The sequence below is a fragment of the Pseudomonas sp. P5_152 genome (assembly GCF_033989915.1).
In the GTDB taxonomy this organism is placed as follows: Bacteria; Pseudomonadota; Gammaproteobacteria; order Pseudomonadales; family Pseudomonadaceae; genus Aquipseudomonas.
Window position 1 is genome coordinate 3,422,578 of sequence record NZ_JASFAH010000002.1, and the last position, 12,613, is coordinate 3,435,190.

Sequence of the window (12,613 nt, forward strand, 5' to 3'; positions counted from 1 at the left end):
CCGGCCGCAGTCCGGTTACTGTTCCGGCGGATATTCGCTCAAATGCAGTTTGTCGTAGTCCGAGTAACTGCCCTCGCTTGCCACTTGTGTGCCGTTGCTGCGTAGCAATTGGTAGTCAAACTGTGTGCGATAAACCGCGACGACGCGCTTCTTCGCAACGATGGTAACCACGTGTGTCGCCAGGGGGCCGATCAACCTGCTGTTCTGGGTGCTGACGGGGGAGAAACTGTTGCCCAGTTTTGCCGAGAACTCGACTGAAAAGGTCGGTGACAGCGATATGGAAAATTCCGGCAACCTGGAGCTCCATTCCACTCCTACCTCGACAGAGGTCAGGCGAGAGAAGGTTTCGAGGCTTTCGGCGGTGGGTGCCTCATCGGTCCATTTGAAGGTTTTTCCCGAGGAGCTGGTGTTATGGCCGTGGCCGATCAATACGTACTGCTCTTTTCTATGTAATAGGTAGTAGGGAGAAGTACGAAACTGCTCGAAGGCGCTCAGGTTGGGATCCTTGATCGCGAACCAGGGGAGCCGCGCAGTCTGGGTGACTGTGGCGGATTGGCTTGAGGTAGGGGGTTCGTATCCGGTCAGGGACGGAGGCACTGGCGAAGGTTCGGCTTTGAGCGAAATGCGCATGCGCAGTGCATGCGCGGCGGCGTGCGTTGCTGGTTTGGTATAGCTGTTGACGCCGACGAATGTGCCTGGCGCAAAATGAATCTCTCCTGCGGCCGCGACCGGTGGCAGGACACTCCACACGCTGAAGTCCTGCTTGGCGCGACTGCCCTTGTCGCTCCAGATCATTGTGTCGATGGATGCCGCCACGACAAGATCTGCCCGCACGCAACGCACGGAGTTGACTGAAGGTTTATCGAGACCGTCAGCGCACACCAACCCAAGTGCCACGTAGCCCTCAGGTGGTACGGGGCGCCATATTGAACAGTCCGTTTTGGCGCCTGAGCCCGTGTCTTTCCAGACCTGTTCAAAATCATCGGGCTTGCTCAGTGCCTTGTCCTGGTTGGCGCCAGCACTTGGCGGCTCGCCTTCGCAAACGACGGCCACTACTCTTCGATTGTTGATGTTGTCGTGGCCGGATACGGCGAGGTCACCGAGTGGGAAAAAGCCCGGCAGCGAGTCAGGGGCAGGGCTGGGGCGCCAAAAGCCACCGGGTTTCGAGCGTGAGCCTTTGTTATCCCAGATCCGGTGAAATTCGGTCGTAAAGTTGATCAGCAGGTTTTCAACTTTGATTGATTCCATTGGCCTTGAGGGTGCCGCGTCATCTTCATGTGGGTTCATGGTCATTCCTGATAATTGAAAGGCAGCCCAATTGGGCTGCGGGTTTCAATATCCAGAATTGGCTGAGACGCCTGGCGGTAACTATGTAGTGGCTCGCTGCTGGTTAGCGATAAGTCCCATCTTTGCCATGGGCAGTCATGGCGCGATTGCCGCGCACGCTGATCATCTGCCGGATATCAATCCAGTCGATGCCCTGGGCCTTGAGCTTGGGCAGTTCGCGTTCCAGCACTGCCAGGGTCTGCGGGTAGGGATGGCCGATCATCACCGCCGAACCCTGTTTGCGCGCCAGGCTTATGGCGCTCTGCAGTTGGTTGTAGATCGCCGCTTCGGTGCGTTCGTCGTCGAGGAACACATCGCGTGAAGCGCTGGCCAGGCCGATCTTCTGCGCCTCGGCGGCGGCGACGGTCTGGGCGCTGGTGCGGCTGTCGACGAAAAGCTTGTGCCGGCGTTGCAGCTCGGCCATCAACCAGGCCATGGCCGGTCGCTGGGCGGTCATGCGGCTGCCCATGTGATTGTTGATGCCGGCGGTGAAGGGGACGGCCTTGAACGCGGCGTCCAGGCGCTTGCGCAGTTCTTCGACGGGCAGTTCGGGGTGCCAGGCGAACGGGCCGGTGGCCGGGTCCATGGGCATGTGCAGGATGACGATCTTGCCAGCGCGGTGGGCCTCGCGGGCAAATTCAGCGGCGTGGGGGGTGTCGGGCATGATCGCTGCGGTGACTGGTCCGGGCAGCGCCAGCACGCGGCGGTCCCGGGGCAGGTTCTGCCCCAGGTCATCGATGATCAGGCTCAGGTAGGCCTTGTGGGGTGGCGCCTGCCCGGGCGTTGCATGGGCAACGCCGGCCAGGCAGCACAGCAGGCCGAGGAGCAACCGCAGGCGCATCTCAGCGGCCGCGGGTAATGCTCAGGCCCTTGAGCAGGCTCAGCGCCTGGGCCAGTTGGTAGTCGTCGTCCTGTGGCATCGGCTTGGCCTTGCCGCCGGAGCCGCTTGGCTTGTCGGCGCCGCCGTTGCCATTGCCCAGGTGGCCTTGCAGGTCAGCTTCCTTGAAGTACTCGCTGTCCTGCTCGCTGGTGATCTTGGCCCGACGCACTTCGATGTCCGGAACGATGCCCTGGGCCTGGATCGAGCGCCCGTTCGGGGTGAAGTACAGTGCGGTGGTGATCTTCAGCGCGCGGTCGTTGTTCAGCGGCAGCACGGTTTGCACCGAGCCCTTGCCGAAACTGGTGGTGCCCATCACGACTGCACGTTTCTGGTCCTGCAGGGCACCTGCGACAATTTCCGAGGCCGAGGCGCTGCCGCCGTTGATCAGCACCACCATCGGCACTGCTTCGCTTTCGTCCTTGCCGGTGGCCGAGAAGCGCAGTTCGGAGTTGGCGATCCGGCCCTTGGTGTAGACGATCAGGCCCTTGGTGATGAAGTGGTCGACCACTTCCACCGCCGATTGCAGGACACCGCCTGGGTTGTTGCGCAGGTCGAGCACGATGCCGCTGAGCTTCTTGCCGTTTTCCTTGCGCAGCTTGGCCAGGGCCTGGGAGACCTCTTCGCCGGTCTTGACCTGGAACTGGGTGATGCGGATGTAGCCGTAGCCCGACTCCAGCAACTGCGCCTTCACGCTCTTGACCTGGATGGTCGCGCGGGTCAGCGTCACGTCGAACGGCGAACCGCCGTCGCGGACCAGAGTCAGGGTGATTTTCTCGCCGATCTTGCCGCGCATCTTGTCCACGGCTTCGGTCATGCTCTGGCCGCGGGTAGGCTGGCCGTTGATCTTGACGATGAAGTCGCCCGCCTGGATGCCCGCCTTGGAGGCAGGGGTGTCGTCGATCGGCGACACCACCTTGATGAAGCCGTCTTCGGAGCCGACTTCGATGCCCAGGCCGCCAAACTCACCGCTGGTGCTTTCCTGCAGCTCGGCGAAGTCTTCCGGCCCCAGGTAGGCGGAGTGTGGGTCGAGGTTGCTGAGCATGCCCTTGATGGCGTTTTCCAGCAGGGTCTTGTCGTCCACCGGCTCGACATACGCGGCCTTGATCCGGTCCATGACCTCGGCAAAGGTACGCAACTCATCCAGCGGCAATGGCGCCTTGGTGGTCGCAGCCGAGGTCGACGAGGCCGGTTCAGCGGCAAACGCCAGGGGCGCACCGATCACCAGGGCGATCGTCAGGGCCAGCGAAGTGAGGCGGGACAAATGCAGCATGTCGAACGAACTCCTGAGTTAGATGGTGCGCTTATCCTTGCGCACGGCACCATTGTGCTGGATCACTCGGGTGACCCTGCTGACGAATAGCGAAATACAGCGCGGGCGTGTCCTGGCCGCCACTGTTACCGACAGTGGAGATGGACTCGCCGGCCTTGACCACGTCGCCAGCCGATTTGAGCAGCGTCTGATTGTGGCCGTACAAGCTCAAGAAGCCGTTGCCGTGGTCGAGAATCACCAGCAAGCCGGCGCCCCGCAACCAGTCGGCGAACACCACGCGTCCGCCGTGCACGGCATGCACTTGGCTGCCAGCGGAGGCGCTGATCATCACGCCGTCCCACTTGGTGCGGGCATCGTCGCCGCGACTTTCACCAAAGCGGGCAAGCAATCGACCATCAACTGGCCAAGGAAGTTTTCCCCGCGTTGCAGAAAATGCCCCGCCGAAGGTTTCGCCAGCGCTGGAGACCAGGGCGCCGGGTGTCGGTCGGGTAATTTTGCGTGGGGCATCGGTCGGGGCGTCTGCCGCGGCCTGTGCCTCACGTAAACGCTTTTTTTCCGCTTCCTGCTGGGCGATCAGCGCTTTTTGCCGCGCTTCTTCTGCCTCCCGGGCCTGGCGTGCCAGGGTTTCCTCAATGGTTTTCAGGACTTTCGACAAGTCGGCCTGGTCCTGCTCGCGAGCCTGCAGCTTCTGGTCGCGGTCCTTGACGTCCGTGTTGAGCTTGGCCAGCACTTGCTGGCGCTCCTTGCGGACCTTGTCCAGCTCGTCGCGCTGGCTGTCGAGGCTGCTTTTCTGGACCAGCAGTTGGGCTTGCTGCAGGGCGATGTCCTGCTCGACATTGGCCAGTTGGCGCAGGGTTTCGTTGAAGTTCTTCAACTGCTCCATGCGCGCCTGGCTGAGGTAGTCGTAATAAGTCAGGGTGCGGGCGAATTTCTCCGGGTTCTGCTGGTTGAGCAGCAGCTTGAGATATTCCTGGCGACCGTTCTGATAGGCCGCGCGGGCCTGGGTGGCAATCAGTTGTTGCTGTTCAGTGCGCGCGCTCTGGAGTTTTTTTTTCTCGGTATCGAGTCGCTGCAGCTCGGATTCGCTTTTCTTCAGCTCTTTTTGCAGGGCATCGACCTGCTTCTCGAGCTTGCCCATCTCAGTCTCGGTGCCCTTGAGGTCCTTCTGCACCCCGGACTTTTCTTCCTGCAACTTGCCCAGCAGCTTTTTCAGCTCGGCAATATCCTGACGCGTGGCGTCCAACTGTTGTTGGGTTTGCGCGCGCTCGTCAGCCAAGGCCGGTTGGAGCAGGCAGGTCAGAGCTAGGGCTATCAGGACGCGGAGCATAGAGGCGGGCGACACCGGGGGAAAAAAGACAGCCTAGTATGCCCGGCAAGCGTTGCAAAAAAAACGCCCAATTAGGGCGGTGTGATAACTGGAGCAGAGTTACCTCTGAAAACACCCCAAAACCAATGTGGGAGCGAGCTTGCTCGCGATGGCGTCATAACATTCAACGTAGATGTTGACTGTCAGATTGCTATCGCGAGCAAGCTCGCTCCCACAGGGTTTTGTCGGTGTTTGATGGGGCGGGTTACACCAGGATCGAGGTGCCGGTCATTTCGGCCGGTTGCTCAAGCCCCAGCAACATCAGCATGGTCGGTGCTACGTCGGCCAGGACCCCGCCTTCGCGGACCTTGAGATCACGCTTGCCGACATAAATGAACGGTACCGGCTCGGTGGTGTGGGCGGTGTGGGCCTGGCCGGTGGATTCGTCGGCCATCTGCTCGACGTTGCCGTGGTCGGCGGTGATCAGCGCCTCGCCACCGACTTTTTCCAGGGCTTCGACAATCCGGCCGACGCACAGGTCCAGGCATTCAACCGCTTTCACTGCAGCAGCAAACACGCCGCTGTGGCCGACCATGTCGCCGTTGGCGTAGTTGACCACGATCACGTCGTAACGCTGGTTCTCGATGGCCTCGACGATGCGGTCGGTGACCTCCGGCGCGCTCATCTCTGGCTGCAGGTCGTAGGTGGCGACTTTTGGCGAAGGGATCAGGATGCGTTCTTCACCCGGGAACGGTTCTTCGCGGCCGCCGGAGAAGAAGAAGGTCACGTGGGCGTATTTTTCGGTTTCGGCGATCCGCAGTTGGGTCTTGCCGTTTTTCGCCAGGTAGTCGCCCAGTACGTTTTCCAGGCTGCCCGGGGCAAAGGCCGACGGGGCAGGGATGCTGGCGGCGTATTGGGTGAGCATGACAAAACCGGCCAGTTTCGGCTGGCGGGCACGTTCGAACTCGCTGAAATTGTCCTCGACGAACACCCGGCTCAGCTCGCGCGCACGGTCGGCGCGAAAGTTCATGAACACCACGGCGTCGCCGTCTTCGACCTTGACCGGCTCGCCGATGGTGGTGGCCTTGACGAATTCGTCGCTCTCGCCACGCTCGTAGGCGGCTTGCAGGCCTTCTTGGGCGGTCGCGGCGTTGAATTCGCCGTTGCCGTCCACGATCAGGTTGTAAGCCTGGGAGACGCGATCCCAGCGGTTGTCGCGGTCCATGGCGAAGTAACGGCCGATGAGGCTGGCGATCCGACCTTTGCCCAGGGTCTTGAAGGCTTCATCCAGCAGTTCGATCGACGACTGGGCACTTTTCGGCGGCGTGTCGCGGCCATCGAGGAAAGCGTGCAGGTAGATCTTCTCGGCGCCGCGCTTGAAGGCCAGTTCGGCCATGGCGATCAGGTGGTCCTGGTGGCTGTGCACGCCACCATCGGACAGCAGGCCCATGAAGTGCACGGCCTTGCCGGCGGCGACGGCCTTGTCCACGGCGGCGCAGATGGTCGGGTTGTCGAAGAACTCGCCGTCGCGGATCGCTTTGGTCACGCGGGTGAAGTCCTGATACACCACGCGGCCGGCGCCGAGGTTCATGTGGCCGACTTCCGAGTTGCCCATCTGGCCGTCCGGCAGGCCGACGTCCATGCCCGAACCCGAGATCAGGCCGTTCGGTACGGTGGCGCACAACCGGTCGAGGACAGGCTTGCGGGCCGCGAACACGGCGTTGGATTCTTCGCTCTCACTGTGACCGAAGCCGTCGAGAATCATCAGGACCAAAGGTTTAGGCGTGGTAGTCATAGATTCCACTCGTGGCTGAGTTAAAAAAGGGGCGATGAAAAAAGGGAGTGGCAGTTTAAAGCTAAGTTCCGGCGGCGTCACCGCCGGACGGGGTTTGGCCCACCATAGTGGCTGTGTATACTGGCCGACATTTTAACGCCCTGGAACCTCCTTCGATGGTTGCTCACCTGATTGAATTTGCCACTAACCACTATCTGCTCGTCGGTATCTTCGTCGTACTGCTGGCGTTGCTGATCGCTTATCAAATGCAGGGCGGCGGTCGCAGCCTGAGCACCGGTGAGCTGACCAGCCTGGTCAACAAGGACGCTGGTGTGGTGATCGACATCCGTGCGGCCAAGGATTTCGCCGCTGGTCACATCGTTGGCGCGCTGAATATTCCGCACGACAAACTGACTGCCCGCGTCGGCGAGCTGGAAAAGCACAAGGCCAAGACCATCATCTTGGTCGATGCCATGGGCCAGACAGCCGGTACCCACGCGCGCGAACTGCTCAAGGCCGGCTTCACCGCCGCCAAGCTGTCCGGCGGGATCTCCAGCTGGAAGGGCGATAACCTGCCGCTGGTGAAGTGATATGGCCAGCGTCGTCGTCTACTCCAGCGATTACTGCCCTTATTGCTCGCGCGCCAAGTATCTGCTCGAAAACAAGGGCGTAGCCTTCGACGAGATCAAGGTCGATGGCAAGCCACAGGTGCGTGCCGAAATGGCCAGCAAGGCCGGGCGTACGTCCGTGCCGCAGATCTGGATCGGCAGCACCCATGTCGGTGGCTGTGATGATTTGTTTGCCCTGGACCGCGCTGGCAAGCTCGACGCGCTGCTCAAGGCCTAATTCCTTCCCTATAAGACCCAAGATCAGAAAGGATCTGAGATGACTGACCAACAGAACACTGCAGCTAGCGAAGAAGAAACCGCACCGCAATTCTCCTTGCAGCGCATCTACGTACGTGACCTGTCCTTCGAAGCCCCGAAAAGCCCGGCGATCTTCCGCCAGCAGTGGGAGCCGAGCGTCGGTCTGGACCTCAATACCCGTCAGAAAGTACTGGAAGACAACTTCCACGAAGTGGTGCTGACCCTGTCCGTGACCGTGAAGAACGGTGACGAAGTGGCCTTCATCGCCGAAGTCCAGCAGGCCGGTATCTTCCTGATCAAGAACCTCGACGAAGGTTCGATGAGCCACACCCTGGGCGCGTTCTGCCCGAACATCCTGTTCCCGTACGCTCGCGAAGCCCTGGACAGCCTGGTGACCCGTGGTTCGTTCCCGGCCCTGATGCTGGCCCCGGTCAACTTCGACGCGCTGTACGCGCAAGAAGTGCAACGCATGCAGCAGGACGGCGCTCAGACCGTTCAGTAAGCAGCGCGGCTGACAACATCGCGGGCAAGCCCGCTCCCACAGGATTGTGCAAAACCTGTGGGAGCGGGCTTGCCCGCGATTGTTTTGGCCAGGCGAAAAAACGCCGGTGGGTTATTTGAAGCCCAGCTGCCGCCAGCCTTCGTATACGGCGACCGCCACGGTATTGGACAGGTTCAGGCTGCGGCAGCCTTCGCGCATCGGCAGGCGCAGGCGTTGGCCGTCGGGCAGGGCGTCTAGCACCTCGGCCGGCAGGCCACGGCTTTCCGGGCCGAACAGGAACGCATCGCCCTCGGCGAAACTGGCGTCGTGAAACGGCCGCGAACCCTTGGTGGTGAATGCGAACAGGCGTGGATGGCCAAGGCTTTCCAGGCAACTGGCAAGGTCGGCATGCCGTTGCAAGGTGGCATACTCGTGATAGTCGAGGCCGGCCCGACGCAGGCGCTTGTCATCCATCTCGAAGCCCAGTGGCTCGATCAAGTGCAGGTGGCAGCCGCTGTTGGCGCACAGCCTGATAACGTTGCCGGTATTCGGCGGAATTTCTGGTTGAAAAAGGATGACGTGAAACATGCACGGCTCCGAAGGTAAAGATGGACGGCATTCTACGCCGGAAGTGGATCGGCGATCGAAGCTATTGCCGCGGGTGATGGCCTCGCTGGCGATTGTCGGCCTGATGGTGGGGTTGATGATCGGTCGCCTGACCAGCCCCGAGCCGACCGAGTTGCAGCAGGTCGAGGTCACCCGCGATGGCCTGGTGGTGTGGTTCAACCACGCGCCCAAGACCCGTGGTGAACTGATCGACGGCAGCCTCGCGCTGCTGTTCGAGGCCCAGGGGCAGGCACAGAAGGGCCAGCTCAAGCTCAACGATAAGGATGTGAACTGGCGGGTGCGTTTGAGTGACAAGGGGTTGTTGCTGACGCTGGTAGCGGCCCGGCCGCTGAAGGGCGATTGGGCCGGCAGCGAGGTGGACGATCGCTGGCGGTTGGAGATCCATCTCCAGGAGCAATAAAAGAGGAATCCCCGGCCTGCCTGTACCAAGGACCCCGAAACGGCAGGGCTCACGCGTTGCGTCGTGAGCCCGGTGTAAAGAAGGAACCCCTGACCTGCCTGTATCAAGGGCCCCAAAACTGCTTGGGCTCGTCGCTTGTGCGGTGTGAGCCCGATGTAAAGAGGGGAATCCCCGGCCTGCCTGTACCAAGGTCCCCGAAACCGGGTAGTGAACTGAATCACTGAATGAACTATTGCAGGGGGCGTGCCAGGTTTTAACGAGCTGAAACAAAATGTTGTGTTGAAACGTCGAAAGCCCCGTATTCCGGGGCTTTGGTGTTTTTTTGATAGGGGTTTGATTGCAGGTGCAGGTGGGATTTCGGATCTGTTGCCGTGCGCGATCGCGGGTCACGGTGCATTCAGGCGGTGCACGCTGGCCCTGAAAGCATCGCGGGCAAGCCCGCTCCCACAGGATTGTGCAAAACCTGTGGGAGCGGACTTGCCCGCGAATGGATCTACAGGTCGGTGAAGGATCTAACCCTCATCCCCTTCATCATCGTCCCCACCATCAACTTTCATCCCCAGCTCCTTGATCTTGCGCGTCAGGGTATTACGCCCCCAACCCAGCAAAACCGCAGCATCGCGGCGGCGGCCGGCGGTGTGCTTGAGGGCGGTTTCGATCATGATGCGCTCGAACGCCGGCACCGCGCTGTCCAGCAGGCTCGACTGGCCGCGAGCCAGCGCCTGGTCGGCCCATTGGCGCAGGGCCTGTTCCCAGTTGGTCACCGGTGCCGAGTCCTGCGGCAGGCTCAGCAACTCCGGCGGCAGGTCGCCGATGTGCACTTCGCGCCCCGAAGCCATCACCGTGATCCAGCGGCAGGTGTTCTCCAGCTGGCGCACGTTGCCTGGCCACGGCAGGTTCTTCAGGTATTCCTCGGTTTCGCTTTTCAGCAGCTTTGGCTCCACCGCCAGCTCTTGTGCGGCGCGGGCCAGGAAGTGCTTGGCCAGGGTCGGAATGTCTTCGCGACGGTCCGACAGGCGTGGGATGTGGATGCGGATCACGTTCAAGCGGTGGAACAAGTCCTCACGGAACTTGCCGGCGTGGACCAGGGTTTCCAGGTTCTGGTGGGTCGCGGCGATGATGCGCACGTCGACCTTGACCGGTACATGGCCGCCGACCCGGTAAAACTCGCCGTCGGCCAGGACCCGCAGCAGGCGGGTCTGGGTGTCGGCCGGCATGTCGCCGATTTCATCGAGAAACAGCGTGCCGCCGTCGGCTTGCTCAAAACGTCCACGGCGCAGGTTGGCGGCGCCGGTAAATGCACCTTTCTCGTGGCCGAACAGCTCGGACTCCATCAAATCCTTGGGGATCGCCGCCATGTTCAGGGCGATGAACGGTGAGGCCGCCCGTGGGCTGTGGCGGTGCAGGGCGTGGGCCACCAGCTCTTTACCGGTCCCGGATTCGCCGTTGATCAGCACGGTAATGTTGGAGTGGCTCAAGCGCCCGATGGCGCGAAACACTTCCTGCATCGCTGGCGCTTCGCCGATGATTTCCGGGGTGCGGGTCAGGGCGACGGGCACTTCCAGGCCCTGTTGCTCCTGGGCGTGCTGGTTGGCGCGCTTGACCAATGACACCGCCTCGTCGACGTCGAACGGCTTGGGCAGGTACTCGAACGCGCCGCCCTGGTAGGACGCGACAGCGCTGTCCAGGTCGGAGTGCGCGGTCATGATAATCACCGGCAAGCGCGGGTGCTGTTCGCGAATCCGTGCCAGCAGATCCAGGCCACTGGCACCCGGCATGCGGATGTCAGAGATGATCACGTCCGGTTGCTGGCGCGCCAGGCGGCTCATCACGCCATCGGCGCTGTCGAAGCTCTGCGTGGTCATGCCTTCCTGCTGCAAGGCTTTTTCCAGGACCCAACGGATAGAACGGTCGTCATCGACGATCCACACGGTTTCACTACGGCTCATGTCGATGTGGCTCCTTGTTCCAGTGGCAGAAAGATCGAGAAGGTGGTGTGGCCTGGATGGCTGTCACATTCGATCAGGCCCTGGTGCTGGCTGATGATGTTCTGGGTTATGGCCAGGCCCAGTCCGGTACCGTCCGGACGGCCGCTGACCATGGGAAAGAAGATGGTTTCCTGCAGGTCTGCGGGAATCCCGGGGCCGTTGTCGATGATCTCGATCTTGGTCACCAGGCGATGGCGCACGTGGCCGATGGTGAACTGGCGCATGGCCCGCGAGCGCAGGGTGATGCGGCCCAGGCGCAGCTCGTTCTGGCTGCTGATGGCTTGCATCGCGTTGCGCACGATGTTGAGGACGGCCTGGATCATCTGTTCGCGGTCGATCAGCACGTCCGGAATGCTCGGGTCGTAGTCGCGCACCAGGGTGATGCAGCCTTGGCTTTCCGCTTCCACCAGGCTGCACACGCGCTCAAGAACTTCGTGGATGTTGCACATGGCCAGCGACGGCAGTTTGTTCGAGCCGAGCATGCGATCCACCAGGTTACGCAGGCGATCCGCTTCCTCGATGATCACATTGGTGTAGTCCTTGAGGCTTTCCTCCGGCAGCTCGCGGGCCAGCAACTGGGCCGCGCCGCGAATCCCGCCCAGCGGGTTCTTGATCTCGTGGGCCAGGCCGCGCACCAACATCTTGCTGGTTTCCTGCTTGGACAACTGCGCTTCTTCCTTGGTGATCCGCAGCAGTCGGTCGCGCGGGTGTACCTCAAGCAGCAGCAGGGTGGCACCGTTGCTCAGGATCGGCGTCACCGCGTAGTCGACGGTCAGGGTCTGGCCGGTCAGGGCGGTGAGCATCGCCTCGCGCTTGGTAAAGGGGTGGGCCTGTTCGACCGCCTGGCGCAGGGAGTTCAGCGCTTCGGTCGACTCGGTGAACAGCTCGCTGATGAATTGCCCATGACTGCGCTGGCCGCTGATGGCCAGGAGCATTTCCGCCGCCGGGTTCATGTACTCAAGGCGCAGTTCGGCATTGAGCAGGATGGTGGCAGTGGTCAAGTTGTCGAGTAGCAAGCGGTGCAGTGCGTCGCTGATGGTCATGAGGACCTCTTTTGGAGCAGGCGCGCGCGAGAAGGAGGCGCTGTTGCGAGGAAAATGCAAAAACCAAACCAAGGCTCCGAAAAGAAGCAATAACTCCCTGAAATGGGCGCTTTAAGTTGCCTTGCGTGGCGTTCTGCCAGCTTTGCCGGGTATTTTCGAACCAAAATGGGTTGATAAGTGGCAAGCGTGCAAGTCGTTGCACCAATATAGTGCGCAAACCTGAATGGCGCCTCAATGGCTGCAAAATGAGTTTGCCTGCCCTAGCGCTTGCGTACTCGCAGCACGGTGAACCTGAGGGTTGGGCTCTGTTGGATCACCTCGTCTGCGGCCAACACCTGCACTGCGAGGCTGTGCTCGCCGCGATCGATGTTCAGCAGGTGCAGTCGGGTGGTTTCGCTCGCTGGGCCGTAGGGCTGGCCATCGAGCAGCAGGCGCAAGCGATGAGTGGCCTGCAGCGGTGGCTGGATCTGTACGCCAACGCTGAATGAACCGTTATTGGCGCGCAGGGCCTGGCCGTCGGTCAGCTCGCTGAGGGCCAGTACGCAGTAGGTGGGGCGCGGTGCGCTCAGCGCGGCGGCAGACAGGGCGAGCCATATAAGCAGGCACCACCTCAATGAGCGCATGGCAGATTCCTTTTTGACGTAAGGGGAAG

At 61.5% G+C, this 12,613-nt stretch carries 13 protein-coding genes; 4 read left to right on the forward strand and 9 right to left on the reverse strand.

Going from position 1 to position 12,613, the window contains the following annotated elements:
• Positions 1 to 15: 15 nt before the first annotated feature.
• From QMK50_RS15545 to gpmI, 5 genes are all read right to left on the reverse strand, one after another.
• Positions 16 to 1,287 (reverse strand): Vps62-related protein, encoded by a 1,272-nt coding sequence (locus QMK50_RS15545; RefSeq protein ID WP_320333442.1) that lies wholly within the window; start codon positions 1,285 to 1,287, stop codon positions 16 to 18.
• Between the two features lie 103 nt (positions 1,288 to 1,390).
• Positions 1,391 to 2,167: a divergent polysaccharide deacetylase family protein gene (locus QMK50_RS15550; protein WP_320333443.1), complete on the reverse strand. Its 777-nt coding sequence runs from the start codon at positions 2,165 to 2,167 to the stop codon at positions 1,391 to 1,393.
• A 1-nt stretch (position 2,168) separates the two neighbouring features.
• On the reverse strand, positions 2,169 to 3,476 hold the full coding sequence (locus QMK50_RS15555; protein ID WP_095167363.1) for a S41 family peptidase: 1,308 nt from the start codon (positions 3,474 to 3,476) through the stop codon (positions 2,169 to 2,171).
• A gap of 31 nt (positions 3,477 to 3,507) precedes the next feature.
• Positions 3,508 to 4,803 (reverse strand): murein hydrolase activator EnvC family protein, encoded by a 1,296-nt coding sequence (locus tag QMK50_RS15560; RefSeq protein WP_095167361.1) that lies wholly within the window; start codon positions 4,801 to 4,803, stop codon positions 3,508 to 3,510.
• 244 nt (positions 4,804 to 5,047) lie between these two features.
• Entirely contained in the window at positions 5,048 to 6,577 is a 1,530-nt protein-coding gene (gpmI, locus tag QMK50_RS15565) for a 2,3-bisphosphoglycerate-independent phosphoglycerate mutase (RefSeq protein WP_320333444.1), read from the reverse strand.
• 155 nt (positions 6,578 to 6,732) lie between these two features.
• On the opposite strand from gpmI, the gene QMK50_RS15570 reads away from it, so the two are divergent.
• From QMK50_RS15570 to secB, 3 genes are read left to right on the forward strand one after another with little or no spacing between them, the layout of a single operon-like run.
• The gene (locus QMK50_RS15570; RefSeq protein WP_095167357.1) at positions 6,733 to 7,146 is read left to right on the forward strand and encodes a rhodanese-like domain-containing protein; all 414 of its coding nucleotides are present in this window, start codon (positions 6,733 to 6,735) and stop codon (positions 7,144 to 7,146) included.
• Position 7,147: 1 nt separating this feature from the next.
• Entirely contained in the window at positions 7,148 to 7,402 is a 255-nt protein-coding gene (grxC, locus tag QMK50_RS15575) for a glutaredoxin 3 (RefSeq protein ID WP_095167355.1), read from the forward strand.
• A 39-nt stretch (positions 7,403 to 7,441) separates the two neighbouring features.
• Positions 7,442 to 7,924, forward strand: a complete 483-nt coding sequence (gene secB, locus QMK50_RS15580; RefSeq protein WP_095167353.1) for a protein-export chaperone SecB — start codon at positions 7,442 to 7,444, stop codon at positions 7,922 to 7,924.
• Positions 7,925 to 8,035: 111 nt separating this feature from the next.
• Here secB and QMK50_RS15585 read toward each other — a convergent pair whose 3' ends face one another.
• Positions 8,036 to 8,491, reverse strand: a complete 456-nt coding sequence (locus tag QMK50_RS15585) for a tRNA (cytidine(34)-2'-O)-methyltransferase (RefSeq protein WP_032862277.1) — start codon at positions 8,489 to 8,491, stop codon at positions 8,036 to 8,038.
• On the opposite strand from QMK50_RS15585, the gene QMK50_RS15590 reads away from it, so the two are divergent.
• Complete coding sequence (locus QMK50_RS15590) at positions 8,490 to 8,930, forward strand: hypothetical protein (RefSeq protein ID WP_320333445.1); 441 nt, start codon at positions 8,490 to 8,492, stop codon at positions 8,928 to 8,930. The genes QMK50_RS15585 and QMK50_RS15590 overlap by 2 nt on opposite strands.
• Before the next feature lie 512 nt (positions 8,931 to 9,442).
• Here the strand turns inward: QMK50_RS15590 and ntrC are convergent.
• The 3 genes from ntrC to QMK50_RS15605 all read right to left on the reverse strand — a co-directional run bounded on the left by ntrC (position 9,443) and on the right by QMK50_RS15605 (position 12,584).
• Complete coding sequence (ntrC, locus tag QMK50_RS15595; protein WP_095167349.1) at positions 9,443 to 10,879, reverse strand: nitrogen regulation protein NR(I); 1,437 nt, start codon at positions 10,877 to 10,879, stop codon at positions 9,443 to 9,445.
• Positions 10,876 to 11,961: a nitrogen regulation protein NR(II) gene (gene glnL / locus QMK50_RS15600; RefSeq protein ID WP_159993222.1), complete on the reverse strand. Its 1,086-nt coding sequence runs from the start codon at positions 11,959 to 11,961 to the stop codon at positions 10,876 to 10,878. Before glnL ends, ntrC begins: the two co-directional genes overlap by 4 nt.
• 260 nt (positions 11,962 to 12,221) lie before the next feature.
• Positions 12,222 to 12,584: a hypothetical protein gene (locus tag QMK50_RS15605; protein ID WP_159993224.1), complete on the reverse strand. Its 363-nt coding sequence runs from the start codon at positions 12,582 to 12,584 to the stop codon at positions 12,222 to 12,224.
• Positions 12,585 to 12,613: the final 29 nt, after the last annotated feature.

What these genes read in the sequence shown, in the direction of transcription:
- QMK50_RS15545 (WP_320333442.1), bottom strand. Translation starts at nt 1,287, where the DNA reads ATGAACCCACATGAAGATGACGCGGCACCCTCAAGGCCAATGGAATCA.
- QMK50_RS15550 (WP_320333443.1), bottom strand. Translation starts at nt 2,167, where the DNA reads ATGCGCCTGCGGTTGCTCCTCGGCCTGCTGTGCTGCCTGGCCGGCGTT.
- QMK50_RS15555 (WP_095167363.1), bottom strand. Translation starts at nt 3,476, where the DNA reads ATGCTGCATTTGTCCCGCCTCACTTCGCTGGCCCTGACGATCGCCCTG.
- QMK50_RS15560 (WP_095167361.1), bottom strand. Translation starts at nt 4,803, where the DNA reads ATGCTCCGCGTCCTGATAGCCCTAGCTCTGACCTGCCTGCTCCAACCG.
- gpmI (WP_320333444.1), bottom strand. Translation starts at nt 6,577, where the DNA reads ATGACTACCACGCCTAAACCTTTGGTCCTGATGATTCTCGACGGCTTC.
- QMK50_RS15570 (WP_095167357.1), top strand. Translation starts at nt 6,733, where the DNA reads ATGGTTGCTCACCTGATTGAATTTGCCACTAACCACTATCTGCTCGTC.
- grxC (WP_095167355.1), top strand. Translation starts at nt 7,148, where the DNA reads ATGGCCAGCGTCGTCGTCTACTCCAGCGATTACTGCCCTTATTGCTCG.
- secB (WP_095167353.1), top strand. Translation starts at nt 7,442, where the DNA reads ATGACTGACCAACAGAACACTGCAGCTAGCGAAGAAGAAACCGCACCG.
- QMK50_RS15590 (WP_320333445.1), top strand. Translation starts at nt 8,490, where the DNA reads ATGCACGGCTCCGAAGGTAAAGATGGACGGCATTCTACGCCGGAAGTG.
- QMK50_RS15585 (WP_032862277.1), bottom strand. Translation starts at nt 8,491, where the DNA reads ATGTTTCACGTCATCCTTTTTCAACCAGAAATTCCGCCGAATACCGGC.
- ntrC (WP_095167349.1), bottom strand. Translation starts at nt 10,879, where the DNA reads ATGAGCCGTAGTGAAACCGTGTGGATCGTCGATGACGACCGTTCTATC.
- glnL (WP_159993222.1), bottom strand. Translation starts at nt 11,961, where the DNA reads ATGACCATCAGCGACGCACTGCACCGCTTGCTACTCGACAACTTGACC.
- QMK50_RS15605 (WP_159993224.1), bottom strand. Translation starts at nt 12,584, where the DNA reads ATGCGCTCATTGAGGTGGTGCCTGCTTATATGGCTCGCCCTGTCTGCC.